Origin of the sequence: Algoriphagus locisalis (genome assembly GCF_900116615.1) — a bacterium.
Taxonomy (GTDB): Bacteria; Bacteroidota; Bacteroidia; order Cytophagales; family Cyclobacteriaceae; genus Algoriphagus; species Algoriphagus locisalis.
The window spans coordinates 514,206-535,372 of the sequence record NZ_FPBF01000003.1; the positions used below are offsets into that span (position 1 = coordinate 514,206).

At 42.5% G+C, this 21,167-nt stretch carries 11 protein-coding genes; 8 read left to right on the forward strand and 3 right to left on the reverse strand.

The annotated features are described in order from the left end of the window. Positions 1–3: 3 nt before the first annotated feature. From BM386_RS11220 to BM386_RS11245, 6 genes are all read left to right on the forward strand, one after another. The gene (locus BM386_RS11220; protein WP_091693927.1) at positions 4–1,074 is read left to right on the forward strand and encodes a Gfo/Idh/MocA family protein; all 1,071 of its coding nucleotides are present in this window, start codon (positions 4–6) and stop codon (positions 1,072–1,074) included. Between the two features lie 5 nt (positions 1,075–1,079). Further along, the gene (locus BM386_RS11225) at positions 1,080–2,525 is read left to right on the forward strand and encodes a sulfatase (RefSeq protein ID WP_091693930.1); all 1,446 of its coding nucleotides are present in this window, start codon (positions 1,080–1,082) and stop codon (positions 2,523–2,525) included. 116 nt (positions 2,526–2,641) lie between these two features. Further along, positions 2,642–3,892 (forward strand): enolase C-terminal domain-like protein, encoded by a 1,251-nt coding sequence (locus BM386_RS11230; protein ID WP_091693933.1) that lies wholly within the window; start codon positions 2,642–2,644, stop codon positions 3,890–3,892. A 383-nt stretch (positions 3,893–4,275) separates the two neighbouring features. Then, on the forward strand, positions 4,276–7,584 hold the full coding sequence (locus tag BM386_RS11235) for a SusC/RagA family TonB-linked outer membrane protein (protein ID WP_091693934.1): 3,309 nt from the start codon (positions 4,276–4,278) through the stop codon (positions 7,582–7,584). A gap of 13 nt (positions 7,585–7,597) precedes the next feature. Further along, complete coding sequence (locus tag BM386_RS11240; protein WP_091693937.1) at positions 7,598–9,316, forward strand: RagB/SusD family nutrient uptake outer membrane protein; 1,719 nt, start codon at positions 7,598–7,600, stop codon at positions 9,314–9,316. Positions 9,317–9,439: 123 nt separating this feature from the next. Next, entirely contained in the window at positions 9,440–10,087 is a 648-nt protein-coding gene (locus BM386_RS11245) for a TetR/AcrR family transcriptional regulator (RefSeq protein WP_091693941.1), read from the forward strand. Positions 10,088–10,477: 390 nt separating this feature from the next. Here BM386_RS11245 and BM386_RS11255 read toward each other — a convergent pair whose 3' ends face one another. Further along, complete coding sequence (locus BM386_RS11255; protein WP_170857084.1) at positions 10,478–12,292, reverse strand: alkaline phosphatase; 1,815 nt, start codon at positions 12,290–12,292, stop codon at positions 10,478–10,480. A 252-nt stretch (positions 12,293–12,544) separates the two neighbouring features. Here BM386_RS11255 and BM386_RS11260 point away from each other — a divergent pair, with 252 nt between their 5' ends. Continuing rightward, positions 12,545–13,618 (forward strand): phosphatidylinositol-specific phospholipase C1-like protein, encoded by a 1,074-nt coding sequence (locus BM386_RS11260; protein WP_091693944.1) that lies wholly within the window; start codon positions 12,545–12,547, stop codon positions 13,616–13,618. A 16-nt stretch (positions 13,619–13,634) separates the two neighbouring features. After that, the gene (locus BM386_RS11265; RefSeq protein WP_244545508.1) at positions 13,635–15,464 is read left to right on the forward strand and encodes a metallophosphoesterase family protein; all 1,830 of its coding nucleotides are present in this window, start codon (positions 13,635–13,637) and stop codon (positions 15,462–15,464) included. Positions 15,465–15,946: 482 nt separating this feature from the next. Here the strand turns inward: BM386_RS11265 and BM386_RS11270 are convergent, their stop codons facing one another. Together BM386_RS11270 and BM386_RS11275 are read right to left on the reverse strand one after the other, a co-directional pair. Beyond that, entirely contained in the window at positions 15,947–17,692 is a 1,746-nt protein-coding gene (locus tag BM386_RS11270; protein WP_091694502.1) for a RagB/SusD family nutrient uptake outer membrane protein, read from the reverse strand. Between the two features lie 47 nt (positions 17,693–17,739). After that, positions 17,740–20,808 (reverse strand): SusC/RagA family TonB-linked outer membrane protein, encoded by a 3,069-nt coding sequence (locus BM386_RS11275; RefSeq protein ID WP_091693946.1) that lies wholly within the window; start codon positions 20,806–20,808, stop codon positions 17,740–17,742. Positions 20,809–21,167 lie beyond the last annotated feature (359 nt).

Consider the following 21,167-nt stretch of genomic DNA (forward strand, 5'->3'; position numbering starts at 1 on the left):
AAAATGGACTTCAATCAATCTCCAGAACTTCCAAATAACCCACGTCCGATAGCAATTATCGGCTCTGGCGGGATCGTTACGGATGCGCATTTACCTGCATACACCTTAGCAGGCTGGAAGGTGATGGGCATTTATGACTTGGAGTCTCATAAGGCTGAAGCTGCAAGATCAACCTTTGCGATTGTAGCACAAGTATTCTCGGATTTGGCTGTGCTGATCAGTGCAGCAAGCGAACAAAAGGCTGTTTTTGATTTGGCTGTTCCCTCAGATCAGATTCTGGACATACTTCAGCTTTTACCGGATGGCGCAGCTGTTTTGATCCAGAAACCTATGGGTGAGACGCTGGAGCAAGCAGCTGAAATCCATGAGCTTTGCCTTAAAAAGAAACTGATTTCGGCGGTCAACTTCCAGTTGAAGTTTGCTCCCTACATGCTAGCAGCGAAGGATATGATCCAAAAAGGCCTATTGGGTGAGGTGTATGATTTGGAACTGAAAGTCTGCGTCTATACTCCTTGGGAACTTTGGGATTTCCTCTCGGAAAAACCAAGAATGGAAGTGCTTTATCATAGTGTACACTACCTGGATCTCATTCGCTCATTTTTGGGAAATCCTGCTCGCGTACATGCCAGCGTCCTCAATAGTCCAAAATCTCCAAATCTGGCTGATGCCAGAAGTTCTATCATTTTGGATTACGATGAAGTCACTCAAGCTAGAATTTTAACGAATCATGGACATGATTTCGGATCAAAACATCAAGAGTCCTATTTCAAAATCGAGGGGACCAAATGTGCTATAAAAATCACCATCGGGCTTTCGCTGGACTACCCGAAAGGCCAACCTCCAAAGATGGAATATTGCCTACTTGAAAATAAAGTCTGGAAGGAAATTCCACTGACAGGCGGTTGGTTTCCGCATGCTTTCATTGGGACAATGGCAGCGTTACAGATGAAAATAGAAAATCCAGGTTCGCATCTTCCGCACAGTACGACAGATGCTTTGCAAACCATGAAACTCGTCGAAACAGTTTATAACGCCTCTAAAACAGGTGGAACTCCTTTCGGTAAAATCAATTAATTCAGATGCAAAAACTCCTTTTTATAGTCAGCTTTCTCCTTTCACTAAACGCTTTTTCCCAAGAAAAGAAAAAGCCGAATGTGCTATTCATTATCGCTGATGACTTGACAGCAACTGCTATCGGAGCGTATGGAAATCCTGTTCCCAAAACTCCCGTAATCGATCAACTAGCTAAGGAAAGCACCCTTTTCACGCATGCTTACACTCAATATCCAGTTTGCGGCCCATCGCGTGCATCCTTTATGTTTGGCTATTACCCTAATGCGACCCAGACTTATGGATATGTTAGTGGGCGGGAAAATGTAGGAGAGGATCGCCCATCTATGGCCGAGCTGTTTAAGCAAAACGGCTACTACACTGCCCGGGTGAGCAAAATCTATCATATGGGCGTGCCGGGTGATATAGAAAAAGGATCGGATGGAACGGATGATCCGGCCTCATGGATGGAAAAATTCAATTCTCAAGGACCGGAATGGACTGCCGCGGGCAAGGCCGAATTGGTGCAGAATAATCCTGACGGAAGCATAGAACGCAAAGGCGGAAATGTGATGACCATCGTGCAGGCAGACGGGGACGACTTGGTTCACTCGGATGGAAAAACTGCTGCAAAAGCCTCAGAACTGATCCGTCAACACAAAGACAAGCCATTCTTTTTGGCAGTTGGATTTGTTAGGCCACATGTGCCTTTCGTAGCTCCGGCGGGCTATTTTGATCCTTTTCCTTTTGCCAAAATCAAAACTCCCGAGCAAGCACCGAATGACTGGGATGATATTCCTGAGCGTGGGATCAATTACGTCACCAGCGTGAATGCCGAGATGAATCAGGAGCAAAAGCAAAAAGCTATTGCCGCCTATTATGCTTCGGTTTCCTATATGGATGCACAGGTCGGAAAAGTGCTGAAGACATTGAAAGAGGAAGGACTGGAAGACAATACCATCATTGTATTCACCTCGGATCATGGATTCCATCTGGGAGAACATGAGTTCTGGATGAAAGTTAGCCTCCATGAAGAATCTGTGAAAGTGCCGATGATGATTAAAGTTCCTGGGAAGAAACCTGCTGTGGTCAATTCTTTCGCAGAGTTGCTGGACCTCTATCCTACTTTGGCTGATTTGGCAGGTTTGAAAGCACCTAAAGATATTCAAGGAAAAAGCTTAAAAGCACTTTTAGACAACCCAACCAAGAAAGTCAGAGACATGGCCTTCTCAGTAAGTCAGGGTGGGAAATCATTTTTGATCCGAACAGAGAAATGGGTTTATATCCAATACAATGAGGATGCATCCGCGGGAATGGAGCTTTTCGACATGGAAAATGATCCTAAGCAATTCAATAATCTGGCAGAGGATCCTGCATACGCAAAGCCTCTCAAGGAGATGCAAGCTAAACTCGCGAAGAAGCTGGCGGAAGTTCGCAAGAATGATTTGGGAATCGATTATAAAGCCTCAAAATGAAATTCAATCTTCAGATACCACTCGCAGTGACCCCTGCACAACAACATATACCACAATTTATTTAAGCCTTGCTAATCCAAGCGAATCAACCAAACAACTTTTCGAAAAACAAACCTATGAAAACCTCTATTGTAATCAAAAAAGGCCTTTCGAGCGACATGCGTTTTGACTTAAAAGACGGTGCCGGATCGGATGCCGTGCATACCAGTCCAGTATATGCCTATGCTGTCTGCAGACTCGTGACAGATTCAAATTTGGAAGGCGTTGGACTTGCCTTCACTTTAGGATCAGGAAATAAAATCGTTTGTCAAGCAATTGAATACCTAGTCAGACATGTAGAAGGAAAAGAGATCTATGAATTGATGTCGGACTTTGGTACTATCTATAAGAAAATGGCGGATGATCCGAACTTCAGATGGCTCGGACCACACAAAGGCGTCGTGCAACTTGCACTCGCAGCAGTTGTAAATGCTTGCTATGATCTTTGGGCAAAAGCTGAGGGAGTTCCGCTATGGAAACTTCTCACTAGCCTGACCCCAGAGCAATTGGTGAACACGTTGGATTTTTCTTATTACGAGGATATTCTGCCAAAATATGAAGCCCTAGACTTGATCAAAAAGCAGCAAGCAGGAATTTCAAGTAGGGAATCGATTATTGAGACAGGTTATCCAGGATATGACACCTCAATCGGCTGGTTCAATTACTCTGATGAAAAGATAATTACCAATGTCAAAATGGCGATGGACCGAGGTTTCACAGCAATGAAACTCAAAGTAGGTTCGAAAAATGCAGCCCATGACATCCGAAGAGCGGAACTCGTAAGAAGAATCGCAGGCGACCAAGCTACCATCATGTTTGATGCAAACCAGCAATGGAACCTACCTCAGGCCATTGATATTTGTACCAAATTAAAAGATCTCAATCCCTATTGGATAGAGGAACCTACTCATCCTGATGATGTGTATGCACATATTGCATTGGCAAAAGCTGTAGATGTACCTCTAGCGCTTGGAGAGCACGTCCCGAATAAGGTTATATTCAAAAACTTTATCCAGTCTGGATGTATGACTTTCAATCAGGTGGATGCAGTACGGGTTGGCGGAGTTTCTGAGTTTATCCTGATCAGCTTGCTTTCCCGCAAATTCAATATCCCAGTAGTTCCTCATGTGGGGGACATGGGACAGATCCATCAACATTTGGTGTTATTCAATCATATCACGCTTGGACATCCGGCATTACTTCTGGAATACATCCCTCATTTGCGTGAGCACTTCAAATCACCAGCAATTGTCAAAGACGGTAAGTACCTCACTCCTATGGAACCGGGAATGAGCGCGGATCTTTTGAAACACGAATATTCTCTTTAATAGATTATGTATATCCGCATGTTCTCCAGTTAAAGGTAGAACGCGGCTAGATTAGATGGTAAACACTTGAAATGATTATCGTTAGGCATTTGAAAAAGGATCATTTACAATACTTGGGGCAGCTGTAGATCCAGTACTCATTAAAGCGATTTCAAACAGGCTACCATAGCCATTCAAAGTAAACCAAGATCAGAATAGGTCTTGGTTGTTTTTTTATAAAGAAAGTAAATTAGTGCTAAAGACCTATTTTATCAACTGTTTATTAGGACATACGCACTATTTTGTTTTAACTTACCTCAAGTTTTTGAAATAAGTCAATTAAGTATGGCGGATTTCAGGAAAAAAACTACCCATAATTACCATTATCTTAAAACTAAGCGTGTATGAAAAAAAGAATTACAAATTTTCTACACAGAACCTGCAAAATTCGCAACAACCAGTACAGCTCTGGCATTGTGACTTTTTGCTGCTTTCTGTTACTATTTCTGGGAGCCCCAGAGATAGGTCTTGCTCAGCAATCATCACAGCTGACTGTAACAGGTACTGTGATTGATCCTGATGGGCTTCCATTACCAGGCTTGACTATTTTAGTCAAAGGAACTACATCTGGTACTGTCACTGATGGAGATGGTAAGTATTCCATCCAAGTCCCAGGACCAGAGGCAGTTTTGGCATTTAGCTACATAGGTTATCAATCCCAGGAAATAATAGTGGGAAGCCGCACAGTGTTAGATGTCACGATGGAAGAGGATATTTCATCCCTGAATGAAGTGGTGGTAGTAGGATACGGTACGCAGAAAGTGACTAACCTAACTGGTGCAGTAGATGTAGTAGAAGGTAAGTCTTTAGCAGACCGCCCCTCTCCCTCAGTATCCCAATTGCTTCAAGGAACCTCTCCAGGGCTTACTTTTAGTATGGGAAATAATGGGTTTCAACCTGGTGCTGAGATGAATATTCAGATCAGAGGAATGGGGTCTCTTAATGGTGGCTCTCCCTATGTAGTTATTGATGGTATCCCAGGCGATATGGATCGATTGAATCCGAATGACATAGAATCGATCTCAGTATTGAAAGATGCTGCTGCCTCGGCTATTTTCGGAGCACGTGCTCCTTATGGTGTTATTGTGATCACTACTAAATCAGGTAGAGGAAAACTAAAAGCAAGCTATTCTGGAAGTGTAGGTGTTGCTTCTCCACAAAATCTACCATCCATGCTTAACTCTTATGATCATGCAAAAGTGATCAATGAGGCTGGTGTGTTTGGTGCAGGTGGAAGGTTTTTTTCAAACCGAACGATAGACAATATTCTTGCGTTTCAACGAGGTGATTTTGACTTTTTACGCGAGAATGCCAATTTCCCTGCCGATGCCACTTTCTTTGAAACTACTCCAAATCCAAACAACTTAAACCAGTGGGGTTTTGACCAAAATGGAAATGCAAACAGAGATTGGTTTGACGAGTACTTCGGTAAAGGAATGATCCAAAAACATGACTTGAGTCTATCTGGTGGAAGCGATAAAACATCATATTATTTCTCAGCAGGTCTTTATGGTCAGTCTGGTGTTTTGAACTACGGTACGGATACCTTTGATCGATATAACATCATGGGTAAGATCACCACTTCCATCACGAAGAACTGGGATTTCACCTACCAGCCTAGATTCTCGAAGCAGATTAGAGAGCTACCAAATATGGATCGCCAGGGCGCTTACGATTTGATTTTCCATCAGATAGCCAGAACTATGCCGACAAATGCTATGTATGATGGATTCGGAAATATCATGATCCAATCCAAAATCCCATGGGTAAATGACGCAGGTACAGATATCACTGAAACCACAGAAAACTGGCACACTTTCGCTACCGATTTGAGACCAGCTGAAGGCTGGACTATTCACGGTGACTTTGCCATGAAAAACACTGACATCTTTTTCAGAAGCAATGAACTTACCGTATTTGATAATTTGGTAGATGGCTCTGTCATCCCAAGTGGAAACACCGTACCAAGTAACACTAGAAGAACACACTACAGTAATCTGTATTGGACTTCTAACATTTACACCTCCTACGAGCTACAGCTAAATGAGGTACACAATTTCAAAGCTATGGTGGGTACACAGTTCGAAAAGACTCAAAACAGAAACCTTTCCGGATTTAGAACCAACCTACTGGTACCAGAAGTGCCTTCATTGAATACAGCTGACGGTGAGATCCAAATGACCGAAAACCTATTGACAGTAAGCACACAAGGTTACTTTGGTAGGTTCAATTACAACTTTGACGAGAAATATCTGATCGAAGTAAATGCAAGATATGACGGTACCTCTAGATTTAGAGAAGGTAACAGATGGGGTTTTTTCCCTTCATTATCAGCAGGATGGAATGTGGACAAGGAATCTTTCTGGGAGCCAATCAGTCAGGCAGTAAACACTTTAAAAATCCGTGGTTCATGGGGTGAATTGGGAAATCAAAATGTAGATCCTTATCAGGATTTGCAACTTATTCCACTTTCAGGTAGTGCTGTCAACTGGATTTTTTCACCGAATGGCAGCAGACCAATAGGTTTTGCAGGAACACCTTCATTAATCAGTCCAGACCTTACATGGGAAACGGCAAGATCAATAGACGTAGGAGCTGATATGACCTTCTTGAAAAATCGCTTGAAGTTTGTATTCGACTGGTTTGAAAGAACTACATTTGATATGATCGGCCCTGTTGATCCTGCTCCTGGAGTATTGGGAGCCACTGTACCACAATCCAATAACGCTACCCTTAGAACAAGAGGATGGGAATCTACCATCAACTATGGGCAGACCCTTTCCAATGGGCTGACTTTTAATGTAGGTTTCAACATCTTCGATAGCAGGACATTTGTCACAGAGTATCTTAATCCAAACGGTGTGCTTTCCACCTGGTATGAAGGAAGAGAGCAAGGAGAAATCTGGGGTTATACCGCAAACTCTCTTTATCAAAACCAAGAAGAAATCGATTCCTATACTTCACAGGTTGACCTTTCAGATATCACAGGCCTAGCCTGGAATCCAGGAGATGTGAAGTATATAGACATCAATGGGGATGGTAAAGTAGATAATGGAGACAACACGCTAGACAACCCCGGCGATATGAGCATCATCGGAAACAGTACTCCTAGATGGCAATATGGCCTTAATCTCAATGCATCTTATAAAGGTTTTGATCTATCCATGATCTGGAGAGGTGTAGGAAAGAGAGACATCTTTTTTAGCTCGGGAGAGAATATTTTCTGGGGCTTCAGATCAGGTAATCAATCATCCCTATTCCCTGAGCATTTGGACTACTTCCGAGATACTCCGGGTGATATGTACACGGGACTTTACGAAGGAGAAGCTAACATCAATTTAGACTCTTACTTCCCTAGACCATATATCAATGATGGACAGAACAACAAGAACCGATTGACTAGTACACGCTATTTGCAGAGCGGTACATATTTGAGATTGCAGAACCTACAGTTAGGATATACACTTCCTGATCCGGCTTTGGATAAGATGCGCTTGAGCAATTTCAGGCTATATGTAACAGGGGAGAACCTAGTTACTTTCACTAAAATGCCTGTAGGCATCGATCCTATAGCAATACAAAGTTCAAGGGGAGCTGGAAAAACCTATGGCGCGGATAGAATGATATCAGTAGGTGTACAAGTTTCCTATTAAAATAACGAAGACAATGAAAAAATCACTATCAATATTTGGACTCTTGATTCTTCTGGCGGGAACTTTTGGATGCGAATCCTTTATTGACCATGCACCTGAAGATCAAATTGCGGTTGGAGACTACTTCAAAACTGCGAATGACATAGAAAACTACGTAAAGAAGTACTATGCAGGACTTCCTACCCACGGATCGGGAAATCAACCTTTATCAGAAACCAGTTCAGACAATCTGATCGTAGCAGTTCCTAATGCGGTAATTCAAGGTTCCAGAGCTCCGAGAAATGGACAGTGGACAGGCGAATGGGATGATATTAGAAGTATTAATATTCTGTTTGACAATCTTGAAAATGTGCAGGATGATATGAGTTCATATGCACAATTCCTTGGAGAAGCACATTTCTTCAGAGCTTGGTATTATTACGAAAAGCTACAGACATATGGAGATGTGCCGATTTATACCAGTCAGTTATTACCAGGTGATGAAGGGCTATACAAAGCTCAAGACCCTAGAACTGAAGTCGCTGACTTTATTTTGTCTGAATTGGATTTAGCCTTCCAGTATTTGGGAGCTAGAGCCAGCGTTGGAAACGCCAGGCTGAATAAAGAAACTGCACTTGCCTTCAAAACTCAGGTCGCACTTTATGAAGGTTCTTGGCAAAAGTACCATGCAGGGACTGTATTTGGTACAAGTGGAGCAGACCCTAACAAGTACTTTCAGGAGGCTGTCCAGGCAGCAGAAACCCTAATGAATGGTAGCTACACGGTAGGTTTGTATAACACAGGAAAGCCGGAATCAGATTATTACGATTTATTTGGAAAGGACAACATGTCCGACATTAACGAAGTGCTTTTTTATCGAATTGCAAGCACTTCTGAGCAACTAGGTCATGAGCTTCAGTTTTATACTACCCGACGTACACGAGATATGGGCTTAACTTGGTCAATGATTACCTCTTACTTAGGCAAAGACGGCAAACCCTATGATTATACTGGACTGACTCAAACGGTAAAAGGAAATGATTTTCTAAGGAAAATAGCTGAAGATACAGATCCAAGATTACATGCTACTGTGTGGATACCTGGTGACCTAAGAGTAGCTAGTTCTGGACAGATCTTTGACAAACCATTCTTGACGGGCGGATCTGAAGAGCTTTGCGCCACTGGATTTCAGGTGAAAAAATTCTCAAATCCTTTTTCTTCTGCGGCAGGAGCAGACTTTGGTGGTTTGAGCCAAACAGGAAGGATTTACTTCCGATACGGAGAAGTCCTACTCAACTATGCGGAAGCAAAATATGAATTAGACGGTACCATCGCTTTCGAAGCCCTTAATTTACTTCGGGATCGAGTAGGCATGCCTGCATTTGAGGTGATTTCGCAAAGTGAATATGGAGCAAATCTAATGGATTACGGCTATGCAATTGATGATGCACTTTATGCTATCCGGAATGAAAGACGAGTTGAGCTAGCATTGGAAGGTCAGAGACCTGATGACTTCAGAAGATGGGCAGCACACAGCTTGGTAGTAGGAAAAAGGCCTAAGGGCTATCCATTTGCACAAGATGAATTTCCGGGCTTTACTCCCCTATTAGATGCAAATGGTCAGACGGACTATTTCCAAACCCAACTTCCAAATGGCTACGGGTTCAGACCGGATCAGGATTACCTTACTTCCATCCCTTCTGATGAATTAGTACTGAATCCTAACTTAAGACAAAACCCAGGTTGGGAATAAAGATTAGCATAGGTTTATATAAATTGGTCTAGTAACTATAAAAAAGGGGGTTGATAATCCCCTTTTTTATTATTTCACTCATAACTTGACAGAAGTTTGACTTTTTCACTAATAACAATCAAAATGGAGAAAACCCCAAAGATCAAAACAAAGGACAAAATCATACTAGCTGCCATAGAGCAGTATAACAAAGAAGGTGTGCAAAGCATTACCAGCAGGCATATAGCCGGAGAAATGGGAATCAGCCATGGTAATCTTGACTATCACTATAAAACCAAGGAGGATTTACTTGTAGCTATCTATCAGAAAATGCGCAAGGAAATGACTGCTCTTTACGAAAGTCAGGAGGAGGATTATTCGGCTCTAGAAAACTTTCATTTACTGCTTATTCAATTTGAGGAATTCCAATATCGCTATAGATTTTTCAACCTGGACGTGCTAGAAATCACCCGCTCATTTCCAGAGCTGAGCAAGCTACTTCAAAAAACATTTGAAACTAGAAAGCATCAGACTGAAGAGCTGTTTGAGAAATTCAAAGCGGAGAAATTCATTAACGAGGAATATACAGAAGTAGAAGACCGGCTTCAGCATATCATCCGAATGACCATTTCGTTTTGGCTATCCCAGCGTGAAGTTCTCAGCCTGTACAATTTCACGGAAAAAGGTGAAATGGTAAAAAGCATTTGGATACTATTGAAACCTTACCTAACCCCTTCAGGACTGGCTGAATATGGAAGAGTGATAGATAAATATGGATACACTAAAGCGTAAAAAAATCTTCAGTGGTAAACTGCGGCTTTTAAGCCTAGGACTAAGCATAGCTAAAATGCCCGATTTCATTAAGACGAACTGTTCAAAAATGAACATATAAAATATAAAAATGCCTTTTCCGAGATGGAGAAGGCATTTTTATATGCTGGAACATATTTTGCGATTTGCTCCTCAAAATACATCCAACTACATGCTAAGCTTTCTTCTTTGGTGCATCCTATTTATCCTTTGCTGGCCATTAGCCATTATCGCACTTTTCCTTTACCCTATTGTTTGGCTTTTGTTACTTCCTTTTAGACTTTTGGGGTTTGCTGTTGATCTTTCCTTTGACCTGGTCCGAAATATCTTTATGCTGCCATTTACTCTGGTAGGCAGGCGATAGAAAGTCGCTTACTTGGCGTGATAGTGCTGAACCAACTTCATTATTTTATGAAACACCTCTGTGTTTTCATATACCCCTCTAAATTTATCCGCATGAGCGCCATAAGCAAAAATCGGAACCATGATGCCCGTGTGATCATCGGAGTGATAAGCTAACTCCACGGTGGAAGATGCAATATCCCCCTGCGGTATAGAAACTCCGCCCGTCTCATGATCTGCTGTGATGATCACCAAAGTGCCGGGATGCGCATCTGCAAAACGGATCACTTCGCCGATCACCTGATCAAAATCCAGCATTTCCGAAACTATCATTGAACTGCTATTGGAATGCCCCCCGGAATCAATATTTGCAGCTTCTACCATCAGAAAAAACGGCGACTTTTTATTCGATAAAAAATCAAGAGCAAAGGCGGTGCTTTCTAGCAAATACTCTCCTCTTCCTTCCAGCTTTTTAGGCAAAGCATCATTTGCAACAAAATACCCTATCCTTTCCGCCGATGTTTCGCCCAGATTCTCCACCATGGTGAAGCCAGCATCCTGGAGATTTTCCGACTCTGAGGAAAATTTAGCTCCACCACCACCGATGAACAAATCCAGTTTACTCTTAGGTAAATACGCAGCAATCTGATTCGAATCATCGCGCTCAGGATGATGTGCATAAAAGGATGCCGGTGTAGCACCTGTCAACTGATCCGTGGTAATAATGCCGCTGGAATAACCGTAGCCATCCAAAATATCAGGCAGATTTTTCAGCGCTTTTCCTGCTGGATCCACACCCAAGGCCCTGTTATTCGTTTTCTCCCCAGTAGCGTAGGCAGTCGCTCCGGCAGCAGAATCTGTGGTAAAATCATCCGCAGCCTGTGTTTTCACCAATCCCATATTTTTCAGTTGGGTCAGGTTCAGCTGATTGCCATTGGAAAATAGGGATGAAGAAATCTGCGCCAAACCATTGCCGTCACCGATCAGCAAAATCACATTCTTAACCGGAGTTTTCGCCCCGTCCACCTCAAATTTGGGTTGATAAACATCCTGAATGGTTGGATTTTGATAGACGTTTTCGTTCAACTTGCTCAGGTATTCAGCAGCAGCGATGGGATGGTCGGTATTGATGTAATCCTCGCCCATGTCATAAAATGCCTTCCAGGCTGACTTGCTGTCAGGCGAACCCCAGAAGCGAACTGGCTTGTCGAAACTGTGCACTAAATCAATGAAATCCTGTACGGCTTTTCGCTGATCCTCCACCATTCTTCCTTTTCCATTCCAGATAGAAAACTGGCGAAAACTCAAACTCACCATCCCTATTTTCTCCCACGGCAAATCCTCAGTCAACACCTTACTTTGGTAATCAAAAAACATCCAATCCGGATACTTTTCATAATCCTCAGGATTTGGTCTATTTCCGGAAATAATCAATTTCAGTCCTTCAGGATTTTCCTGGCTGAACAAAATGTCTGAATAGTCTTTCATGCTTTCCAGCAAAACTTCCAAAGTTGGGTAAGCTGAAGTTTTCAGATCTACCAGGAGGTGAAAATCAATCTCCGAAATCACGCCGCTTTTCAAGCCTTCCGCGATGGGATCCAGGTACAAACTCTCAATCGTGCGTTTCGGGTTGATACTTTCTACCTCATGCGCAGCCATGAGTTTCCCATCCCGCAAAATCACATCCACTTCAATCGAAGTGGCTCCCGCAGAATAAGCCGTCCAAAAAGGCACAGTCTGCAGGTAATCGTTATGGGAATGGAGTTGGAAGGTTTTGGAATCCTGGGCTGCCAGTTGGAAAATGCTGAGCAGCAGGCAAAGTGAAAGTGAAAAGATTTTAAGCATGGCCAAAAATAGCCCATTCAACAGAAAATAATCATGTAAATCCGTGAATTAGCAGAGGCTTAACACATAGGTAAAACAGCTTGCAACTTTTCAAATCACCAGCAAAACCTAATTCTCTCTAAATCATCATTTTTTAATAACTTAATTCCCATTCCATGCGCAAGTAGCTTCGCAAAATCATAACAAAACGATGAAAGACATTACGGGATTTCCAGGCAAAAAATCAGGAAATTGCCGTTTAAACTCATTTCTATGAAAACCCTATTTTCTTACGCTTTTAGCGCTTTTTGTCTTTTCTTTTCCTCGCAGCTTTCCGCCCAAAAACTCAATGAAATCCAGGTCATCGGAAGTCATAACAGTTATAAAAGCCAAATGGCACCGGAGCTCTTGGAGTATCTATCCAAGGTAAATCCTTCCGCCTCCCAAAGTCTCGGCTATGCACATATTCCATTGGAAGAACAATTGGATTTGGGACTGAGAAATCTGGAACTGGATGTTTTTCACGACCCTGAAGGCGGAAGATATTCCAATCCCAAAGGCTTGGAAATCATCAAAAGCGCCGGTGGAGAAATTCCCGACTACGATCCGAATGACGCACTTTCCAAACCGGGGCTGAAACTATTTCACGTGCAGGATCTGGATTTCCAGTCACATTACCTGCTTTTCGCAGATGCCTTGAAAGCGTTGAAAAACTGGAGTGAAAACAACCCCGATCATACGCCTATCTTTATTTTGATCAATGCCAAGGATGGAAATATCCCCGGCACCCGACCTGTTTTGCCTTTTACTGCAACTGCATTGGACAGCATAGACTTGGAGATCCGAACGCATTTGGGAATGGAAAATCTGATCACACCTGATCTGGTCAGAGGGGATTATGCTGATCTGGAATCTGCAGTTTTAGCCAGAAACTGGCCAAAGTTAGATGAGGTTAGAGGAAAATTTCTTTTTGTTCTGGATGAAAGTGAGGAGAAAATCGACCGGTATCTAAGTGCAAAGCCCGACCTGAAAAACGCAGTGCTTTTTGTCAACAAAAAAGAAGGAAACTCCACTGCCGGATTTAGAATCATCAATAGTGCAGTGAGAGATGAGGACTATATCAGAGACTTGGTGCAAAAAGGGTACATGATCCGCACCCGCGCAGATTCTGACACCAAAGAAGCCAGGGCGGAAGATTATTCCACTTTCGAAAAGGCCAAAGCTTCAGGAGCGCAGGTCATTTCCACTGATTATTATCAGCCATCCACCTTCTTCAAATCGGATTACAAGGTTAATTTCGAAGGAAACAGGTACGAAAGACCCAACCCGGTTTTGAATAATAACTAATTGACTTGGATTGATTTTGAACAAAAAACATTTATTGGCAGGGATACTCGGGACGGCGATACAGCTGGCTAGCTCCCATGGTATCCTAGCACAAGCGGACACCAATCAAATTGCCTTTCTTTCTGACATTCACCTGCAAGACGTCTATGCCGAGCTGAATTCAGAAGAATTCAAGGGTGTGCTGAACCCAAAAACCGGCAAATTCGCCACCATCCGCACCATGAAAAGCCAAATCAACTCCACCCGGCTTTTCAATGAAAACTACTTTGCCTTTATCGCCGCCCTAGAGGATCTAAAGCACAGAGGAATCCAACTCGTGGTGCTTCCTGGGGATTTTACCGATGACGGGCAACCTATGAATGTGTTGGCACTGAAGAAAATTCTGGATCAATATTCGGCAGAATCCGGAATGCGTTTTTTCATTACCACAGGAAACCATGATCCAGTAAAACCCTTTGGAGGTGAAGCCGGAAAGCGGGATTTCCTTGGAACTGATGGCTCGGAGCAGGCCATTGCCGGTTCAAAAGATGTTTTTTCATCTGAGCAGGCAGCCATTTCAGATCAAATCAATTACTGGGGCTATACTGAAATCACCAATGCCTTGGGCGATTTTGGGTTTTTCCCTAGTGAAAAAGATCTTTTTTGGGCGCATCCCTTTCAGGAATTGGATGTGGATAATTACAATTTCCAACAAGCAAAAGCCAGTTCATCTTTGGAAGATCGGGTCTATAAAGCTGGCGATTCAGGACTAACCCTACCCGACGCCAGCTATGTAGTTGAGCCCGTCGATGGAATTTGGCTTTTAGCTTTGGATGGAAATGTTTATACTTATACAGGAACTGAGTGGAGAGGATCATCCGTAGGCTTTAACCAAGCTGCTCTCCACAAAAAACACCAACTAGACTGGATCAAAAAAGTAGCTTCCGAAGCTGAAAAAAGAGGAAAAACACTGATTTCCTTTAGCCATTACCCACTGGCGGAATTTCACGACGGAGCCTCCGATGAAATGAGTGCGCTTTTCGGAGCCCAGAAGTTTCAGTTGGCGAGAGTTCCTACCACAGAAACCACAAGTCTCTACGCGAAGGCGGGAATTAAAATCCACTTTGCGGGACACATGCATATTAATGATACTGGAATTTATCAAGACCAAACAACCACCCATACCATGTATAATATTCAAGTACCTTCTCTAGCGGCCTACCCACCGGCCTACAAAAAGCTGACAACATCCAAGTCCTCCACTGTGGAAATCGAAACGATTTCTCTTGCCGAGGTAGATCACATGAATGAGTTCTTTGATCTCTACCGAATGGAGCATCGCTGGCTATTGGAAAAGCAGGATCCGGGGATCTGGGACAGCAGCATTTTAGCGTCAAAAGACTATCTGGAGTACACCAGAAATCATTTGCGTGAATTGACCAAGTCCAGGTTTATCCCTTCTGATTGGCCGGAAAATCTCGCCATTCTCCTTCAGAACCTCTCCCCTGAGGAGCTTTTGGCCTGGAGCAAAATGGAGGAAGCCGAAAGTGAAAATTTCCTCCAGGAAAAAATGAGAAAGCTAAAAGTAAGATCCAAGAGATCCCTTCCTGATCATGCTATCATCGATGATTTTTACCTTTTGAAAAACGGTGATGAACTTGGAAAAAAGCTGATTCCAGAAGAGAGAATCAGTTTTTATGAGGAGTTGATATCTTCCCTTAGCCAAAAGACATCTAGCAAAGAGAAGGGTTTAAACAGTGAATTGATCCAGTTTTTCGGGATTTTCGAAAAGCTTTATCATTCCAATCCTTCCGATCATTTTGCCATCGATCTGAAGAAAAATACGATCAAGAAAATAGAGGATTGAGTTAAAGTTTTAAGCAAATTCACCCTATTCATTTTACGGACATTCCTGTCTCAGGAATGTTTTTTTTGACAGTTGTGATCACACAAATGATATATACTATACCGATCGTGCCGTTGGCACTCTGGTGAAAACAAGTCTAACATAACCCAGAATTGCATTCTGGGCATGTACTGGTCTTGCCTTTGGCAAGATACTTTCCAGCTAGTGCCTATTAAGATGGTTTAGTTAGGTAAAATCCACCGCATCTTTAACAAGCTTTTGGCCAATGAGATTCGATCGAGCCTTCAATAGGTGTTTATTGAATGCCAACGGCATTCACCGTATCAACCCCGAATACAGCGCAGCGAAATTCGGGGACTACATCAACGGAGTACACAGATAAGTGATAAGCCTACTTTCTCACCCCCTCCAATTGCCGTAAAACACAAAAGCCGATGAGATATATTCCCATCGGCTTTTTATGATCAAAGGTTTAATAGGTTTTAGTAACCTGGGTTTTGAACCAGAAATCCAGGAATATTGGAAGCTCCATCTATAGCTTGCTGCGGGATAGGGAAGAGTCGCTTGTTGACATCGCTGTCATTCTTTTCCGTCCAGCTATCCTCGTATTTTCCGAAACGGATTTGATTCACTCTGCGTAATCCTTCCCAATACAATTCAAATCCTGACTCACGGAATAGTATATCCAAATCTATGGAGTTCAAAGGAGCTGGAGTCTGCTCAGGACGTGCATTTCTAGAAGTTCTTAGCGTATTTACATCAGCCAAAGCTCCTGCGTTATCTCCTTTTCTAAGCTTTGCCTCAGCACGCATCAGATATATTTCACCCAATCGGATCAGGACAATATCCACGCTGCTATTGCTGCAGCAATTTGGAGCCGTACGGCTAAACTGATACTTTGAAAATCTATGTCCGGTATTATGCAAGCTTCCTTCATTAGTGAAATCAACTTGGAAAGTATGATCGACATACCGTATATCCGCTCCACTACTTCTTCTATTGATCACAGGGTAGATTTTGACTTTACCATTTTCGTCAGTCATAATATTTCCATTTCCATCTTTTCTTGGACCCCAAATGATGTTTCTTAGTATTCCTCTGTCCATCTCAAACTCAGTTGCTTCTACCGTATAAAAATGATCTTCGTCATTGGTAGGATTAACACCTGTAAGGTCTCGGAGATTTTCGGGGATGATGGTATTCTCCTGGAAGAATCGTGCATCGGCATCGGCAGGATCTACATCACCGTAGGCATCGTACCAAGATTGAATAAAATCAGGAGTAGCTGCCACTGCATCTGTGCCACGGGTACTTGGGAATTCAGGTCTTGGAACCTGATCACCTGAGATAGACCAATATTGCCATCTGCTATGTTCTGTCTGAAGCACGCCACGTTGATCGAGGGAAAAGATGATTTCTGGATTGCTGTTATTATCATCATTGAAAAGATCAAAGTATTCCGGCGAAAGAGCATAGCCTCCATTGATGATGTTGTTGGTATATTCGATCACCTTGTCCATGTCTTCAGGTCGGAAGTTTGGAGTACCATAAGGATCCCGGTAAACCGCTGAGTTGAGATAAAGACGTGCAAGCAACGCTTCTACCGCATGCTTGTTCATTCGGCCTGGGCCGTTACTACTGCTGATCAGATTGACTACTGAAAGTAACTCAGATTCCAAGTAATCAACAGCTTCCTGACCTCTTAGGATTTCGGACTGCTGGTCGGAACGGTCTTTTCTGAATACCAAACCCCAGTTGTCCATTGCCAACATATTCAAATAAGCCTTAATTGCCACCATTTCGTAAAGTGGATTTTGGGCATTTGAATTGCCATTTTCCACTTCCAATCCCAATTGCTCTTCAGCTGCAACAGCACGGGACAAACTCAAGGTGATGTATGTCCAACTATCTCCTACTAAGCTATTGGTTGGGGTCATCAAGTGCTGGTGTACTGCGATAAACTTACCTCCGTCAAACCAGTCGGTTCCTCCACGATAAGGTAAGATTGCCTCATCAGAAGCAACTTCCTGCAGCCCAAAATTAACAGTGTGAAGCCAAACCTGGCGAAGCATTCCGTAAACCGGAGCAATGGATCCGCTCACAATCTCTGCCTGACCTGTACCAGTCAGTGATTCATCCAGAACCTCTTCCTCTAGGGTAGTGCAGCTCAGAAATGCCAATAATAAAGCTGCTGTTGGTAATAATTTTCTAAAACTGATCGTCTTCATATATTTTATATTTTCTGGAAGATGAATACGCATCTGCCCTGTTTTTTTTAAAATGTTAGATTCAAATTGACCATGAACGTCCTTGCTCTAGGATAAGTGAACCGATCTATACCGAAAGTTTGGATACCGGCAGTGCTTGTTCCTGTATTGATCTCAGGATCAAATCCTGAATAATCAGAAATTACAAACAGGTTTTGGCCAGTGACCGAAAGACGAATATTTTGGAAGGCATTGCCCAATCCAATTCGCTCGGAATTTAAATTGTAACCAAGAGTTGCATTATTTAACCTAAAGAAGGAACCACTCTCCAAGTATCTGGTAGAAACTGTGTTGGAATTATTGAAGGATTCCTCTGGGAATTGAACTGCGAAATCAGTGGTATTATTTGATCTAGAAAGCTGCGCCTTAGTGAAAAGGGACATAGTCGTATGGTTGTAGATTTTATTTCCAGAAACTCCGTTGAAATTAAGTCCCAAGTCAAAATTCTTATAGCTCATATTAGCATTGATACCATAGATAATTTTTGGAATCGCACTGCCTACTACAGATCGGTCATTGTCCAGGATTTCACCATCTCCATTTTTATCCACAAAACGATTGAGCCCATCCTCACCTATTCCGTCAAACTCCAACATGTAAAATGCTCCGATTGGCTGGTTGTTGATATACCCGTTGATCGTTGCGCCGGTTTGTCCGGCCCCTTGTGCCGCTCCAGTGGTCAGGACTGAGTAAGGGGAATCCCGCACTTCGTTTTGGATAAAGGTGATATTTCCACCAAGGTTGTAAGAGAAAGCAGACTCAGTCTTACTGCTGTAATTCAAAGCCAATTCAATTCCACTATTGTAGATTTTCATATCTTCAATATTATCCCAATAGGTAGAAGTTGGCTGAACCGGATCTGCCGGAACTACCTCCAAAAGGATATTGGAGGACACTTTGTTGAAATAATCCAAGGTACCTGTCAAGCGGTAATCGAAAAATGCAAAGTCCAAGCCTACGTCAAATTGAGTGGATACTTCCCACTGCAAATCAGGATTTGCGAGACGGGTAAATACAATTCCGTAAGGGTAATTGTCAATCGAATTACCATCAGTGTCAATAGGATACGTATTCAAACTTTGAGCCCCAGTAGCCAAACGATCTTCTGAGAAACTAGCTTTGGTGATCTTGGAAGGTATTTCTTGATTTCCTGTTTGTCCCCAGCTAGATCTAAGTTTCAGATTGTCAATACCTGAATTAGCCATGAATTCTTCTTTGCTCAGATTCCAACCCAATGCAAAGGATGGGAAGTAGCCATACTTGTTATTCTCACCAAATTTGGAAGATCCATCTGCACGGAAAGTTGCAGTGAACAGGTACTTTTCATCGTAAACGTAGTTTAATCGACCAAAGAAAGACTGAAGCTCATTTTTCACAGCCGAGGCACTCACAGTAGTTGGGAACTCAGTCGTACTATTATGATCCTGATACCTTGGTTCGATGTTATTGGCAGCAAACCCTCTGGCAGAAGTACTCCTAAACTCGTCCATAAAGGTCTGAAAAGAATGACCAGCCAAAACAGTGAAATTATGCTTGTAGTTGTTCCAATTGTAAGTCAGGGTGTTTTCCACAAGACTGTTGGTATTTGATGCGATCAATTCATCCAAGGCTCCATCAGACACATTTGATTCATTGACTACTTCCGTAAAAGGAATGTACTGCTGGAATCTGTTGGTATTAGAGAAATCCACTCCAAGATTTAGCTTGTAAGTCAGTCCGTCAAAAATTTCAAAAGAAGGAGAAATAGTGCCTAAAATTCTATTATTTACTGCATTGTCTGAGTAAAGCTCATATCTTTTTAGCGGATTCAGAGCATTGGTATTCAGAAGTGTAGGCTCACCATCAGTAAAGGCCGGAATAGTAGGATTCAGGTACAGCATATCACTGATAGTAGATCCAATGCTAGGTCTGAGGTTTTCTGTGAAAGAAGCCGTCAGATTGTAATCTACAATTAGTCTGCCTTCAAAAGCTTTCTGATTCATGTTCAATTTGCCAGAATAACGGGTCAAATTGCTGTTTTTCAAGATACCTCCTTGATTCTGGTAGCCAAGGGATGCGAAGTAAGAGAATCTTTCTGTATTGGCTCCGCTCATAGAAAGGCTGTAATCCTGTGAGAAACCAACCTGAGACAGTTCATCCTGCCAGTTGGTATTTCCATTGAAATCCTCCAGCGAGCCACCTACCGCTACAACTTGGCGACGAAACTCATCCGCGCTAAAAACATCAATTTGGTTTGACATCTTGGACCAGGCTGTGGAGGCTGAAACATTAACTTGAGAAGTCCCTGATTTGCCTTTTTTAGTCGTGATGACGATGACCCCATTGGAAGCACGCGAACCGTAGAGAGCTGTGGCGCTTGCATCTTTCAACACATCGATGCTCTCAATGTCATTTGGATTTAGGAAGTTCAAAGGATTAGAAGCAACTCCAGTACTTGAATTGTCCAATAAAAATCCGTCTAATACATAAAGGGGCTGTGTACCAGATCTCAAACTACCGATACCACGGATAATTACATTCTGATTTGCACCAGGCTCACCACTTGTGGAAGTAATGTTTACACCGGCCACTTTGCCCTGAAGAAGATCCACCGGATTAGTGATCACTCCGCGGTTGAAGTCTTCGCTTTTTACAGAGCCTATTGCACCGGTGACATCAGATCGCTTTTGCGTACCGTACCCGACTACCACCAACTCATCCAGCTGAGTAGCATCAGGCACCAGTTGAACATCTATGACGGATTGGCCATTCAGCGAAATCTCCTGAAGGATATATCCTACATAAGAAATTTGGAGTACAGCATCTTCACCCACTTCCAAGGAATATTTGCCGTCGAGATCTGTCACAGTCCCATTTACTGTACCTTTAATTCGCACAGTGGCACCCGGAAGTGGTTGGCCGGTTTCATCGGTAACTGTACCGGAAATTGGCATAACAGAGATCAAACTCCCAAATGTAACCTTGCTAACTGGGATGTTCCCGGTCGCCATCAGCTCTTGAGAACTACCAAACCCAGTCACAGCCAGCATACATGCAGATGCAAAGAAGACTTTAGATAATCGTAATTTTGTATTCATAAAATTTTAAGTGTTGGGTAACTAAGAAAATCATAATACTAAGTTGTAAAAGAGAATAATAGGCTATTCTTACTATTTCCAGCGACAAAAGTATAATATAAAACTGCTCATCCCTCGGGGTATTCTTTAGGATTACATTAAATATATAACAGGAAAAATTAACTCTAAATTAATTTAAGAGTAGAAATGAACCACAATGATCATCAACTATCAAGTTACTATAAATCAATATGTTAATAACACCAAAACACCTAAACCATAAGCCAATCAGCTTTAGGCTTGAAATTTAACACTACACATGACTTAGTTATTTATTAACCTTATAAGTAGTCATTCTTTCAAAGAATAAGCTTTTAACA

Coding starts and splice junctions, on each gene's coding strand:
- BM386_RS11220 (WP_091693927.1), top strand. CDS start 4: ATGGACTTCAATCAATCTCCAGAACTTCCAAATAACCCACGTCCGATA.
- BM386_RS11225 (WP_091693930.1), top strand. CDS start 1,080: ATGCAAAAACTCCTTTTTATAGTCAGCTTTCTCCTTTCACTAAACGCT.
- BM386_RS11230 (WP_091693933.1), top strand. CDS start 2,642: ATGAAAACCTCTATTGTAATCAAAAAAGGCCTTTCGAGCGACATGCGT.
- BM386_RS11235 (WP_091693934.1), top strand. CDS start 4,276: ATGAAAAAAAGAATTACAAATTTTCTACACAGAACCTGCAAAATTCGC.
- BM386_RS11240 (WP_091693937.1), top strand. CDS start 7,598: ATGAAAAAATCACTATCAATATTTGGACTCTTGATTCTTCTGGCGGGA.
- BM386_RS11245 (WP_091693941.1), top strand. CDS start 9,440: ATGGAGAAAACCCCAAAGATCAAAACAAAGGACAAAATCATACTAGCT.
- BM386_RS11255 (WP_170857084.1), bottom strand. CDS start 12,292: ATGCTTAAAATCTTTTCACTTTCACTTTGCCTGCTGCTCAGCATTTTC.
- BM386_RS11260 (WP_091693944.1), top strand. CDS start 12,545: ATGAAAACCCTATTTTCTTACGCTTTTAGCGCTTTTTGTCTTTTCTTT.
- BM386_RS11270 (WP_091694502.1), bottom strand. CDS start 17,692: ATGAAGACGATCAGTTTTAGAAAATTATTACCAACAGCAGCTTTATTA.
- BM386_RS11275 (WP_091693946.1), bottom strand. CDS start 20,808: ATGAATACAAAATTACGATTATCTAAAGTCTTCTTTGCATCTGCATGT.